The organism is Nannocystis punicea, from assembly GCF_026965555.1.
GTDB lineage: Bacteria > Myxococcota_A > Polyangia > Nannocystales > Nannocystaceae > Nannocystis > Nannocystis punicea.
This window is the reverse complement of sequence record NZ_CP114040.1, coordinates 4,987,453-5,001,511: the sequence shown is the minus strand read 5'-3', so window position 1 is coordinate 5,001,511 and position 14,059 is coordinate 4,987,453. Positions and strand designations below refer to the sequence as shown.

7 protein-coding genes are annotated in these 14,059 nt (G+C 71.5%); 1 reads left to right on the top strand and 6 read right to left on the bottom strand.

Annotated elements, in window-relative coordinates; genetic code table 11:
- Positions 1-32: 32 nt before the first annotated feature.
- The 6 genes from O0S08_RS19350 to O0S08_RS19325 form a co-directional block, all read right to left on the bottom strand.
- On the bottom strand, positions 33-548 hold the full coding sequence (locus O0S08_RS19350; protein ID WP_269040671.1) for a hypothetical protein: 516 nt from the start codon (positions 546-548) through the stop codon (positions 33-35).
- 202 nt (positions 549-750) lie between these two features.
- A complete protein-coding gene (locus O0S08_RS19345; protein WP_269040670.1) occupies positions 751-2,511 on the bottom strand; it encodes a hypothetical protein in 1,761 nt (586 codons plus the stop codon).
- Between the two features lie 10 nt (positions 2,512-2,521).
- A complete protein-coding gene (locus O0S08_RS19340) occupies positions 2,522-5,065 on the bottom strand; it encodes a lytic transglycosylase domain-containing protein (RefSeq protein ID WP_269040669.1) in 2,544 nt (847 codons plus the stop codon).
- A gap of 1,003 nt (positions 5,066-6,068) precedes the next feature.
- A complete protein-coding gene (locus O0S08_RS19335) occupies positions 6,069-8,249 on the bottom strand; it encodes a M4 family metallopeptidase (protein ID WP_269040668.1) in 2,181 nt (726 codons plus the stop codon).
- 427 nt (positions 8,250-8,676) lie between these two features.
- A complete protein-coding gene (locus O0S08_RS19330) occupies positions 8,677-10,062 on the bottom strand; it encodes an APC family permease (RefSeq protein WP_269040667.1) in 1,386 nt (461 codons plus the stop codon).
- A 1,104-nt stretch (positions 10,063-11,166) separates the two neighbouring features.
- Positions 11,167-13,272, bottom strand: coding sequence for an AgmX/PglI C-terminal domain-containing protein (locus O0S08_RS19325; protein ID WP_269040666.1), 2,106 nt, complete (start codon positions 13,270-13,272; stop codon positions 11,167-11,169).
- A 269-nt stretch (positions 13,273-13,541) separates the two neighbouring features.
- On the opposite strand from O0S08_RS19325, the gene O0S08_RS19320 reads away from it, so the two are divergent.
- A complete protein-coding gene (locus O0S08_RS19320; RefSeq protein WP_269040665.1) occupies positions 13,542-14,048 on the top strand; it encodes a hypothetical protein in 507 nt (168 codons plus the stop codon).
- Positions 14,049-14,059: the final 11 nt, after the last annotated feature.

Genomic DNA, 14,059 nt, shown 5'->3' with positions numbered 1-14,059 from the left:
CGACATCGGCCGCCGAGCCGCGCTTAGCGGCCTCAGGAGCCCGCCGGCTCCGGCCCTCGCGCCTCGCGGGCGGCCGTGATCTGCGCCTCCAGGCCCTCGAGCTGCTCGAGCAGCCCCTTCGCGGTGGTGCAGCGGCGCTCCATCTGCGCCACGAGGTCGCCGACCTGGTTCGACAGCACCTGGATCAGCTCGGGGAACAGGTCGACCGCGGCGTGCCGCAGCACTCGCGGCGCCTGCAGCAGCGGCATCACGTTGCCCGGGTTCTCCGAGGCCAGCGCGATCTTCGACTCGAGGATCTTCACCGTCTTGATGACGAGGTGGTACTCGCCCTGCACGCGGAGGTAGCCGAGGAAGCACAGCTCGATGACTCGCTTGCCGTCGCGGCCGATCGACATCGACTCCTGCAGCGGCCGCGGGTGGACGTAGTCCATCCCGATCATCAAGCGGCCGAGGGCCTTGTCGATCGCCGAGATCAGCGCGTTGAGCTGATCGGATCCCTCGTTGAGCCGCTGCGCGGCCTGCCCGAGCTGGTTCAACCTCTCGTTCATCACGTCCCCTCGTGTCTGCCCGTCAGGGCGAAGGCGCCGGCTCCCGCCGGGGTGGCTCTCGCCACCACCGCGACGGTACCGCTGCGGCGGTCGCGGCGACAAGCCGGCCTCCGCGGGGGCCGTCGGCGCGCGCCTGCGCTGTCGGCCGGTTCCGCCCCGCCCCGCCTGCGCCGCCGCCGCGCGCCGGCGTTCGCCCGCGCGCTCAGCGACCGGGCAGCGTCACGCTCTCACCCGTCGCGGGCTGCTTCAGCGCCACGAACTCGCGCCCGTCCCAGGTAGCGAAGCAGACGCTCATGTGCTCCGGATCGGCGGCGAAGTCGAAGCGCACGCGCGACGGATGGCCGTCGCGCGTGACCGCGAGGATCTCGGCGCGGAACGCCAGCGTCGACACCACCTCACCCGGACGCAACGGCGCCGACGGGCTGCGAAAGAACGCCGCCGTCGAGTCGCGCAGGAGCCCGTGCGGCTGCTCGAGCTCGAACGAGCGCGGTCCGGTGCGCGTCCACGTCGACGGCGCCCCGCTGCTGGCGAGCACGAACGAGAAGCGCGGCACCGACAGGCCGACGTGCCCGCGCGCGAGCGGCAGCATCAACCCGTGCAGGGTCGACGGCGCCTGGACCACCAGCAGCGTCTGATGGCCGAGCGCCTCGTTCGCCAGAGTCGGCCCCGTCGGCAGCGCCGAGCCGCCGAAGCTCAGGCCCTGCTGGCCCGCGAACGCCACCATCAACGCCGCCGGCGCCAGCAGCAGGTGCACCGCCGCCAGCGCGAGCGCCACGCCGCGATGCACCCGACGTGCTGAACGCCCGAGCCCGACGATCACCAGCGCCAGCCACAGCGCCCCGGGGACGCTGGCCAGGAGCAGCAGCCGCTCGTCGGCCGGCGCCGCGGAGATCGGCACGAGCGCCAGCAGGAACGCCAGCGCGGCGAACCGCAGCCGCGGATCATGCATATCCCAAAGGACATGTCGCAAGAGCCATAATAAGAACACCGCCCCGATCGCTCGCAACACCCACGCGTCGGGCGTCGGTCCGCCGAACAGGCGCCACACCAGCGGCATCGGCAGCGCCAGCGCGGCGGCGATCAAGGCGAGCACGCGCTCCGGCAGCGCCCCGAGGAAGGTCGACGGATCGCGCAGCGGATCGAGGTACGCCCCTGAAGCGCGCGCGCCGAAGCCCATGGCGCCGTAGGCGAATAAATAGATCGATGCGAGCGCCACCGCCGGCGCCGCGGCCAAAAGCCCGCGCCAGCGCCCGCCCGGGTCGAGCGTCCACGCGTACGCGACGACGAGGGCGAGCGCCGTGATCGCGACCTCGGCGCTGAGCAGCGCCGCGATCAGCCCGACCACGCTGACGAGGAGCCACCTGCGTCGACCCTGCGCGCGCCAGCGCAGGTGCGCGAGCACGGCCGCGACCATCAGCAGCGCCGCGATCACTGCGTTGCGCTGGGCGAGCCAGGCGACCGGCGCCGCGTGGGTCGGATCGACGAGGAAGATCGCCGCCGCCAGGGCCGCGATCCCCTGCCCCTCGGGCGACGCGAGCCGACGATAGAGCCGCAGCACCAGCGCGCACAGCAGCGCGTACAGCAGCAGCCCGTGCAGATGCATCAACCACGGGGTCCGCGGCCACGCGAGCGCGTCGACGTAGGCGTCGGCGCTGGCCAGCGGGCGGAAGAACACGATCCGCAGCTCGGGGTGGGTCCACCACGGCACGCGACCGGCCGTGCGCTGGCCGAGCAATTGCTCGCGCGAGGGCGTCACCAGGTGGAACAGCGCCCACCACGGCTTGTCGCGCTCGCCGCCCGCCAGCTTGGCATGCATGAACGCCTGCTGCGCGACGTCGTCCAGCACGAGCCCGCCGCCGAGCGTCGGCGCGTAGAGCAGCAGCGCTGCCGCGAACAGGCCCGCGGCGAGTCGACGTCGCCCGGACAGCCAGGCGATGGTTCGATCGATCGCGCCGCGCACCATCGCCGCGCGATCAGAAGTCGATGTTGTCCTCGACGCGCAGGTCGACCGTGTTCTGCCAGCGCGGCAGCGACCCGCCGTACATCAGCGCGTACGCGGCCTGGACCTCGAGCACGCGGCGGGTGTAGTTGGCCGTCTCGCGGAACGGGATCTCGGCGATGAAGACGTCGAGCTCGAGCGGCGCCGTCGCGCCCTTGGCCGCCAGCCAGCGGGCGACGTTGAACGGGCCGCCGTTGTAGCTCGCGTAGGCCAGCGCGGCCTGGCCGTGGAACTTGTGCAGCAGCTCGGCGAAGTAATAGGCCGACAGGCGGACGTTGTGCTCCTCGTCGAACAGCGCGTCGACGTCGAACGGCTCGCCGAGGCGCGTCGCCAGCTGCTGGCCGGTCCACGGCATGATCTGGATCGCCCCGCGCGCGCCCGACGACGACACCACGTGCCGGCGGAACCGCGACTCGGTGTACATCAGCGCCCACAGGTGCGTCGGGTCGAAGGCGCGGGCCGAGGCCTCGCGCTCGACCGTCTCGCGGAACGCCCGCGGGTGCCAGCGCGCCTTGTACGTGCCCGCCGTGGCCGGCATCAGGCGGCTGCGGCGGTACGGCTCGTCGAGCGCCCACGTCAGCGCGAACAGCCCCTCGCGCAGCGTCTCGCCGGCGCCGCGCTCGCGCACCAGCTTGCGCGCGTCCTTCGGCAGGCCGAGGCGCGGCTGCTTCCACGTCGACTTCCAGCTGAGGCCCACCACCAGGTCTTCGTGGCGCGGGACCCAGCCGCCGCGATCGAGCCCGTAGAGCCCCTCGTAGGCGTCGACCGCGACCCGCAGCTCGCGGCGCGCCTCGTCGAGCAGGCCGGCGGCGTGCAGCGCGGCCCCGCGGGCCAGCGCCGGGAAGGCCCAGCCGAACTCCTCGGCCAGCGCGTCGAAGGTCGCGCGGGTCGCCGCGAAGTCGGGCCGCGGGTTCGACTCCGCGGGCACCGGGGCGAGCGCCGGCAGCGGGCCCGGATCGGCGCCGACGTCGAGCAGCCGCTGGCGCGCCTGCAGGCCGTAGTAGCCCAAAGGATCCTCGGCCACGAGCTGTCGCAGGAGGCGCTCGGCCTCGCCGCGCTCCGGCGCCTGCTCCTCGGCCCCGTCGCCCGTCGCCTTCACGTTCGCGCCGGCGGCCAGCAGCGCGCGGGCGCGGAAGTACCGGGCCGCGCGCGCCTGGTCGGCGGGCAAGCGGCGCTCCGCGCTGGCGAACGCGGTCGCCGCGGCGTCGAAGTCGCCCAGGCGGAAGTCGAGCCACGCGTCGAGCCACAGCCCCTCGCCGCGCTGGCGCTCCTTCGGCTGCGTGCGCCCGAGCAGGTCGCGCGCCCGCTCGTAGCGGCCGCCGCGGACCGCCTGGCGGATCGCCTCCCACAGCGCCGCGCGCCCCGCCCCGCCCTTGCGCCCGGCCTGCTCGGTCCAGATCGCCAGCGCCTCGTCGTAGCGGCCGGCCTTGTCGAGGCAGCGCAGCAGGTCGCCGCGGAGGTCGGCCGAGGCTGACTTTTTGTACAGGACCGAAAGGTCATCCGCGCACGCGCCGTAGTCGTGGGCGCGCGAGGCGGTCGCTGCGCGCGAGCGCAACGCGACCTCTCGGACATGTCCCGGAGTTTTGGAATCTTGGACCAGGTCGGTGAGCACCTCGCGCGACAACGTCATGTCGCGCGAGCGGCGGGCCGCGGCGGCGCGCGCCAGCTGTTCGGCGGCGCTGTAGCGGACCGGGCGCCCGAGCTCGGCCAGAGTCGCCTCGGCGCCCGCGGCCGGCTCGGTGCCGGCGCGGTCGATGGCCACCGCGCGCAGCGCCTTGACTGCGTCCGCGGTCTTGCCCTCGCGGGCGATCGCCTGCGCCCGCAGCAGCTCGAGCCGGGCCGCGTCGGGGTGCTCGGGGTAGTCGCGCAGCACCTCGGTCAGCGCCTTGACGGCGCGGCGGGCCGCGGCCTGACCGTCCAGGGCGGCCATCGCCCGCGCCCGCGCGACCCGCATCGGCGCCGCGTTGCGCACCGGCTCGTGGTCGATCGCCCGGTCCCACGCCGCCACCGCCAGCTTGCGCAGCGCGTCGGCCTCGGCGCCGGTGGCCGACGCCGCCGCCTCGACCAGCGCCTGGGCGTACTCGTGCAGCACCACTTCCTGGGGGAACGTCTTCGCCGGCCGTCGCTCCGCCGCCAGCTCGGCCAGCGCCTGGACCGCGTCGGCCGGCCGCCCGAGCTCGCGGCTGGCGCGGGCCTTCGTCAGGCGTTGCACAGCGGATTGCAGCGAACCGGCGGGCGCCGGCTCGTGAGCCAACCGAGCGAGTGCGGCCTCGGGCTCGCCGCGGGCCAGCAGGGCGGCGGCGGAGACCTCCGCGGGGGCGGGCGTCGGCGCGGCGGCGACGGGAGGGGTCGGCGTCGCGGCGGTCGGCGGTTGGGCGCTGAGCGGGATCTGGTTGACGCCCCGATGCACGCGTTCGGCCTCGGGGGTGAGCGCCGCGGGGCGACAGGCGAGCAGCGCCGCGGTCGCCGTGCACAGCGTCAGGGCAGACATCCGCTTCGGGTGGCTCACCGGCGCCATGGTCTCTTCTCCGCTCTCAAACTAGCACAGCCGCAGGGGTGCGCCGAGAAACCGGGCCGCCGTCGCGGCCACGAGGTGCCTGTCCCCAGAGACCGGTCGGCTCGCGGCCCTGCGGCGATGCAGCGTGCAGCCGCCGTCGCAGCGACCGCTCCGTTCGCGCAGCCGTGACGTTGCGACGGCGACGATGACCCCTGCGGTCGCGGCGGCCTCCCCGTTTGCGCGGATGACACACGCCGACAGATCCGGGGATCGGCGCGACCACGGGGACGTGGATCTCGGGTCGCGGCGGCCACCCCGTGCAGGCCAGGCGGTCGCGCGACGGCCGGCGCGCGACCGACTGGCGCGATCGCGGGCCTCGGGCCGATCATGAGCGCGCCTGGAACGACAGCCGAAGAGAAGTGGACGAGCAGCGCCGGCGCGGAGAAGTGACAGTGGACGCGCGCGACATGACCTTCCAGACATGTCCGAAGGGCTCCCACGAAATCGCATCAGGCCGGCCCGCCTGTGATTCGCCGTAGTCCACGCGCTTGCGGTCGAATTCGCCGCGCCGGCGCGGCTCGGGCGAACGCGTCGGCACTCCGCGTGCGGACCAAAAATGCACGGAGCGATAATGTTGCGACTGCTGTGCTCGCTTTTTCGGTTTGACAAGCACCGGCGACACGGACAAGAATGGAAGCGTCGGTCGGTCCTCCTCTCTGCACCGCGGTGCACGGCTGCCGGCCGCGATTCAAGCCCGAGCATCTCGGTCTTGATAAGCCGGCAGTCTTCGGCCCTGCATGGCCGAAGGTCACCGCGGTGAGAGGAGGCCCGGTCGAATTCGAGGTGTGTGTTGTTGAGGCGTGAGCGGGCACGGATGAGGACCGTGCCCGCTTTTTTTGCCCTCGCAACAGTTGCGCCTACATCGTGACTCGCGGTTCCGGTCGGCTCGATCGTGCGAAGGCGGCGCTGTCCTCCAGGACAGCCCGCGGCGGTCCGCAGGGCGCGGACCGCCGGGCGGGCTCGCTCAGGGGGCCTTCAGCGTCAGGGTGTAATCGCCCGCGCCCTTGGCCGACACGACCTGCCACGTGTAGTGGCCGGCGGTGCCTTGATAGCTGACCGACTCGCTGTTGGTCGGGCCCTCCGACTTGGCGACCTTGGCCCACTTCGAGCCGTTCCACTTGTAGAGGTAGAGGTCGAAGTCGGCGCCGTCCGGGCCGACGAGACAGCCGGTGTGCGTCCCGCTGCCCTTCGCGGAGTAGTACGAGCCGTTCGGCTGGAACTCCTCGGCGCCGGTATCATCCAGGCTGCCGGTGAAGGGCGTCCCCGAGCAGGACTCGCCGCCGCCCCCGTTCCCGCCGTCGCCACCGCCGCCGCCATTGGGGGCACCCGGCACGCCGACCGCCGACCAGGCCGCGTGGGCCGCCGTGGCCGCGTCGGCGCCGTAAAGCTCGGTGGCCGCCTGAGCCGTCGCGTTGCGGGCGTCCTGGAACGTCGCGTTGGAGTTGAGGTAGTTCGTCAGCGCGCGGTAGAAGATCTGCGCCGCCTTGTCGATGCCGAGCGCCGGCACCTCGATGTTCGTCTTGTTGCGCGGGTGCTTGCCCCCCTGCGACAGCAGGTAGAACGCCAGGTTGGCGATGCCCGAATTGATGTGGACGCCCCCGTTGTCCTGCTGCCCGGTGTAGCGCTCGGGGTAATAATCGTACGACTGCCCGTCCTGGGTCGGATTCGACATGTAGCGCATCGCGTCATTGGCCACACCCGGGGTCCAGCAGGTCTCCGCGAGCAGCCAGGTCTTGTTCGAGACGCCGTTCTTGTAGGCGTCGGCGGCCGCGGCCATGATGTCCGACATCGCCTCGTTGAGCGCGCCCGACTGGTTCTGATAGACGAGGCTGGCCTCGTACTGCGTGACCGCGTGGGTCAGCTCGTGCACGACCACGTCCATGTCCTTGGCGAACGGGCTGGCGTAGTAGCCGTCGCCGTCGCCGTAGACCATCTGCTGGCCGTTCCAGAACGCGTTGACGTAGTTCTTCGAGAAGTGGACGCTCGAGTGGATGGTCGCGCCGGAGCCGTTGAAGCTGTCGCGGCCGAAGCTGGCCATATAGAAGTCGTAGGTCACGCCCGCGAGCTCGTAGGCGGCCTTGGCCACCGGGTCCTCGGTGTCGCCGCCCTCGCTGACGACCAGGCTGCCCGGCAGCTTGGTGCCCTTCTTGGCGTCGTAGACCTTGCGGGTCTTGGCGCGATGGATCTGCGGGTGGCGGGCCACCGGCTCGCCGCTGCGCGCGTCGGCGAACACGATGTCGCGCTGCGGCCCCTCCTCGTCGGCGTACTCGACGACCGCCTGCCAGGCCAGCCGCGGGCCGGTCTCCGCGAGCACGTAGACGAGCTCGGGCGCCTCGGTGCTGCTCCACTCCTCGGCCAGGCCGGCGGCCACGGCCGCGACCGCCGCCTCGGGGTCGATCGTCGGCTCCAGCGGCAGCGACTCCGCGGGGACGACGCGACCGGTGACGGCCTGCACCTGCCCGCTGGCCGCGTCGGCGTGGACCGTCAGCTCGCCGCCGACCACCGGCAGGTCGTGCAGGTACTGCTGGAAGCGGACGTGCACCTTGCCGAGCGAATCGGTGGTGTGGCGGACCGCCTCGAGGTCGGCCTCGTCGCCGAGGCGGAACGCCGGGGCCATGTCGGCCAGCCAGCCGCGGGCGCTCTCCCGCACGTTGCCGGCCCAGGTCAGGGTCCCGAGGTCGCCGGCGATGAAGCGCGGCACGCCGGCCTCGTCGGCCTCGACCCGGTCGACCCGCGGCATGCGGCCGAGGGCCTGGCTCTGCGACCACACGAAGGTCGCCGTCGGCCCCGCCGAGGTCGCGGCCTCGATCATGTCGAGGTCGAGCTCGAACGCGAAGTCGGCGGTCGCCCCGGCGGTCTGGACGCCCCAGCGGGCGCCGTTGCGGACCAGCAGGTCTTGCACGAGCGCCGGGCGCTCCTCGCCGCGGCGCACCGACACGCGGCTGAAATCGATCGGGCCGTCGGTCAACGCGAAGCGCACTGACCCTTCGGACAGGTCGAGCTCGAGGACCTCGCCTGGGCCGAGCGCCGCCAGGTCTTCGGCGGTGACGGTGCGAGACTCGGGCTCGGCGGCGCCGCCTCCCTCGTAGCAGGCGGACAGCAGACAGGCGGTGACGGTAGAGACGATGACGCGATGCGCGGACATGAGACCCCCTTGGGCCATCGGACAGGATCTAAAGACCCTGGCCGAACGACCATGGTGAAAAGGACATTGCCGGAGAGGCAGCCTCAGGTCAGCTCACCTGAGACCGCACCACCATAATCGTCGCGCGCTGCGCAGCGCAACCAAACACGCGCCCCTGGATCACGTCTTTCTGCGGTGAGACTGCGAGCACAGAGGCGCCGCACGGACGCACTTCACGCCGACGAACACGAAAGCCAAATTACAAATTTTTCGCGCTCCAGGCAGGTTTTGACGGCCCCTACGACGATCAAAAGATCGGCGTCCGCGGCGCCGACAAGAAAATTGTAGATCAAATTACATATTCTGACTCTATTGATAACAGCGCACCTGACCGCAATGCATGATCAACAAACCTGGCTCACAGGTCTGACCGCAGAGGAGATCTCGCCTAGCGGCTCGCGGCGGTATCTTCGCCGCCGTCTTCGCGGCCCGGCGCGCGGCGCGACCAGAGCCAGTAGACTGGGACCCCGGACAGCACCAATGCGCAGTCGGCGACGAACACCCACGGCTGCGATACTGCGTAGTTGGCCAGCAGGAACACCGACGCGGCCAGGAACAGCAGCGGCACCAGCGGATAGCCGAACGTCTTGTACGGCCGCGGCAGGTCCGGGCGGGTCTTGCGCAGGACGAACACTGCGGCGACGCTGAGCGCGTAGAACGGCCAGATCCCGATCACGAAGTGCTCGGCGAGCTCGGCGAAGCTGCGCACCGAGACGAACACGATCCCCAGCCCGGCGCTGAGGACGATGCTGGCCGAGGGCGTGCCGTGGCGCGGGTGGACCCGGGCCAGCCGGCGGAAGAACAGCCGGTCCTCGGCCATCGCGTAGAACACCCGCGGGCCGGTCATCATCGACCCGTTGAGGGTGCCGAAGGTGCTGACCATGACGGCCGCGGCGACCAGAGTGGTCCCGAGCGGGCCGATCAGCGCCGCGGCGACCTCGGCGGCCACCAGCGGCGCTCCCGCCATCCGCTCGAGCGGGATGACGCGCAGGTACACGAGGTTGGCCGCCAGGTAGAGCGCCACCACCGCGGCGGTCCCGAGGATGAACACCCGCGGGAGCGCGCGTTGCGGATCCCGGACCTCGCCGCTGACGAAGCCGACGTCACACCAGCCGTCGTAGGCCCAGAGGATCGCCACCATCGCCAGGACGAAGGCGCCGGCGGTCTCTGGCGGCGCCGTGACCGCCGGCACTGCGGCCGGAGTAGTCGGCGACAGCAACAGGCCGAGCGCGACCAGGCCGAGCAGCGCCGCGACCTTCAGCGCGGTGCTGACGTTCTGCACGATCGCGCCGAACTCGATGCCCCGGCGGTTGATCGCGGCCACGGTGGCGATCATCACCACCGCGACCGCCTGCGCCCGCGACAGCGGTCCCACCAGCGGCACCCCACCCTCGGCCCCGAAGGTGCGCAGCAGGTACTCGGCCGAGGTCACCGCGATCGCGCCGTAGGCGGCGGGCCGCAGGATCAGCAGCTCGGCCCAGCCGAACAGGAACGCCGGCAGCCTGCCGAACGCCTCGCGCACGTAGACGTAGATGCCGCCGCTGCGGGGATAAAGGATGGCCAGCTCGGCGACCGTGAGCGCCCCGGCGAGCGCGACCACGCCGCCGGCCACCCACGCGCCCACGAACAGCGCGAGCTCGTCGATGTGGCCGGCGATCACCGCCGGGGTGCGGAAGATGCCGCTGCCGATCGTCGACCCGACCAGCACCGCGACGGTGCTGACGAGGCCGAGCTTGCGAGGCAGCCGCTCGCCCCAGGGGTCAGGGGCCTGCATGGGCGACAGATAGCGCAGTTCGGCGCGGCGCAGAAGTTCCTGGCGCGGGCCGCGGCGGGGACCGAGAGGGCGTGCAGGGCCGTTCGCGGAAGAACATGTCCTTTGGGACATGTCGTCCGTGATCGACGCGTCGGCGGATGCAAGCGCGAGGTCGTACCCGCGGCGGGACCTGTGCGCGAGATTGCGCCTTCGAACACAACCGACTATTTGGACATGTCTCTCGCGACAGATGCTCCCGCTGCGGACCGAGCGAGTTCTCCGGGAGCTTCCGGGTCGGAGTCGGCGCCGTCGGCCTGCGCGGAGCGGCCTGACTCGGCGCCGCTCTGCGTCGGCGACCGAGTTCTCCCATGCCCTCCGGGTCGAGAGCCGCGCCGACCTGCGCCTCGCAGCCCTCTCGCGTACCGCTCTGCGGACGCCGCCGCGAAGGCCGGCGTGGGCCGAGCCTCCCGGCTCTTGAGACTGGCTGTCCCTCGGGACAGCCTCCTATCAACCCGACGCGAGGGCGAACGGATACGAGACCGAGCCACCGCCGTTCGTGGTCCTCGACCGCTTGGGCGATGCAACGCCGGAAGCCCGGCGTGCGCCTGGCCTCCTCTTGAGGCTGCCTGTCCCCTGGGACATATTGACGATTCACCCGACTCGAGGACGAGACGAGGACCGACCGCCTTCAGGCTTTGGGAAGGTCCTGCTCTCCACCGCATGGGCGGCCCTCGAACGCCGACGGCCGGCATACGCCGGCCCTCCTGGCTTTTGAGACTGGCTATCCTTTTGGGCAGACATTCGATTCACCCGACGCGAGGACGAACGGGTACGAGACGAGGACCGACCGCCTTCTTTGGGAAGGTCCTGCTCTCCACCGCATGGGCGGCCCTTAAACGCCGACGGCCGACGTACGCCGGTCCTCCTGGCCTTTGAGATTGGCTGTCCTTTTGGACAGACATTCGATTCACCCGACTCGAGGACGAACGGGTACGAGACGAGGACCGACCGCCTTCTTGGGAAGGCCCTCCCCTCGCCCGCCTGCGCTCCTTAAACGCCGAAGGCCCGGCGTGCACCGGGCCTCCTGGCTTTTGCCACTGGCTGTCCCTCGGGACAGCCCGCCGATCAACCCGGCTCGAGGACGAACGGGTACGAGACGATGACCGAGCCGCCGCCTTCGGGCTTGGGGAAGGTCCAGCGCTTGACCGCCTGGGCGATGCAGGAGCCCACTGCCGGGTCCTTCATCGTGCTCTCCTGGACGACCGCGGTGGGCACCTTGCCGGTGCCGCCGATGGTGAACTGGACGGCGACGCGGCCCTTGGCGTTCGGATCGCGGGCGAGCGCCTGGTTGTAGCAGTAGCGGACCTCGTTGATGTGCGCGCGGACGATGCGGCGGATGATGTCCTTGTCGAGCGCGCCCTGGACCTCGGCCTTGGCCTGGCGAACGGTGGGGACGCGGGTGCCGCGGCCACCGAAGCCGGCGCCTGCGCCACGGCCGTAGCCGGAGCCCGTGCCGCCGCCGCCGCCCTTGCCGATGAGGCCCGTGTTGCCGAGGCCGATCGTGCCCTCGCCGGTACCACCGCCGCCGCGGCCGGTGCCGACCAGGCCGAGGCCGCCGACGCCGTACGCCTCGCCGATCTCCGTGCCGGTGAGGCCGCCCCACACGTCCGCGTCGTCGTTGCCGACCGCGAACGCGCCGCCGTACGGCGAGGCGAGGAAGTGACCGCTCTCGGCGCTCATCACCCCGAGGATGCCGGCCTGGCGCGCGGCCATGTCGGGGTCGAAGTTACGGGCCATCTGCGGGATGGCGTCCTTCGGGCCCTTCATGGCGTAGAGGCCCGACTTGCTCTTCGAGGTGGGCTTGCCCATCTTGCCCTCCTCGCCCTTGTGGCGCTGACCGGTGCCGCCGGCCTCGTCGTCGGAGTTCTCCATGTCCTCCGGCGGCGGCTCCTCCTCCTCCGGCGGCTTGTCGGGCTGGTTGAGGTAACCGACGAAGCGGTTCTCTTCCATCATCTCGTCGAGGCTGAGGTTGCCGGCCTCGTTGGGGATCAGGTGCGTGAGCACCAGCAGGCTGCCGATGACCACGAACGACGCGCCGTTGTACATCCAGAACGGCTTGTCGGTCTCGCTGCCGCCCTTGATCACCGCGCCCGGCGCGACCGAGTTCACGTAGAAGGTGACGTCCTGGTACTTGACCCGCGCCGTCGCTCCGGGCGGCAGCGGGAAGCTGAACGACGAGCCCTGCGAGCCCGCGCGGCCGGTGGCGACCAGCTGCTGCAGCGTGATCGTCTGGCCGTCGAAGGTGACCTCGCCGCTCATGTTCTGCGTGAAGTTCAGCGCGAACTCGTGGTCGCTGCCGCGGACCAGCGGGAAGCCGTTGGGCTCGGGCAGGCCGGTGGGCGGCACGTGGAACGACGCGCCGTGGCCCTCGCCGATCGTGAAGTTCTTGTTGACGTAGTCGCCGGTGCGGATGAGGCCCATGCTGAACGGCACGAGGCCCGCGATCGCCAGCAGCATGCCGATCGCCGCCAGACCGTTTCCGGGCGGGGTCGGCCGCGGCGTGCCCTGCTCGATCGACTCCTGGACCTTCTTGCCGTAGCCGGGCCAGTCCTGGTTCACGTCGCTGAAGAACACCGCCGCGCCGGCGACCAGCATCGCCCCGCCGATGGCGAGGAAGATCGGCGCCTGCGACTTGCGGTTCTTCAGCTGGCCGACGTGCTGCACGTCGAGCACCGTCGAGCCGTACATCGCCACGACCTCGGCCACCCGCGAGCCGCTCTGAACTTCGACCTCGCTCAGGTCGATCTGGATCGGCGCCCGCGTCGCCATCGGCGCCGCAGCGAGCGGCGCCGCCGTCACCGCAGCCGCCGCCACGGCCACGGGCGCGGCCACCTGCGCCGGCGCCGGCGCGGCCGCGACCTGCTGCTTCGCGAAGCCGACCTCGAGCCGGTACGGCCCGAAGTTCAGGGCGTCGCCGTCGTGCAGCACCGCGTTCTTGTCGATCCGCTGGCCGTTGAGCACGGTCCCCGCCGCGCTCCCGAGATCGATCACCCGCACCTCTTCGCCGGACACCTCGATCACGGCGTGCATGCGGGCCACGGCCTCGTCATCCAGACAGATGTGGCTACTCTTCAGTTTTCCAATCTTGATAACGTCTTGCGTCAGCGTCTGCGTATCGACGAGCTGATCGCCGTAAAACACTTTGATGGCGAGCGTCTTGGTCGTGGTCATCGTCCCTTGCCCCGGTCGTGTGGCGGCTCGGACACGGGCTCTTGGGGCTTGTTCCCGAGGCCCGCGAGCTTTTTTCGCGCCCGTGCGGGCGGTCTGCGCCGGCGCACGTCCGCGCGCGGACCCGAACCTCGGCCAGCCCGGCGGGCCGGCCACGCGTCCGCGGCTCGCGGCCGGTCGCGACGGCTTCGTGATACCGTGGCTCGAGGCGCCGATCCGTGCCCGGATCCGGGCGCGTGCGCCTGCGGACCCTCTCACGCCCTCGCCCCGGCATGACCTCCGAACCCGCGCCCCCCTCACCTCCCGCTTCGAGCCCGATCCTCACCCTGCGGATCAGCGTCCGCGGCCTCTACGACAGCTGGACCCATTGCCAGCGGCTGGCCGATTACATCGCGCGCTTCGTCGCCTCCGATCGCTTCGATCCCGAGCAGCTGACCACGCGCCTCTCGACCTATCTCAACGAGGTGCTCGAGTACGTGTTCCGGGCGCGGCCGAGCGAGGGCGAGATCGTGGTCGAGGTCGGGCGCACCGACGAGCACGTGATCGCCGAGCTGACCATCCCGACCGACGAGGCCCTGGCGCAGCGGCTGCGCGACGACCTCGGACGAGCGGCGCCGGCCGACGCGCGCGCCCGCTACGAGGCCGAGTTCGAGTCGATGATCTTGCGGCCGCCGGCCGAGGTCGGGCTGCTCGAGCTGGTCGCCCTGCACGGCGTCGGGCTCGCGCTGCGCGAGGGCAGCGGCACCGGCGTCATCGTCCTTACTGTCCCGCACGAGTGAGCCGAGCTGGG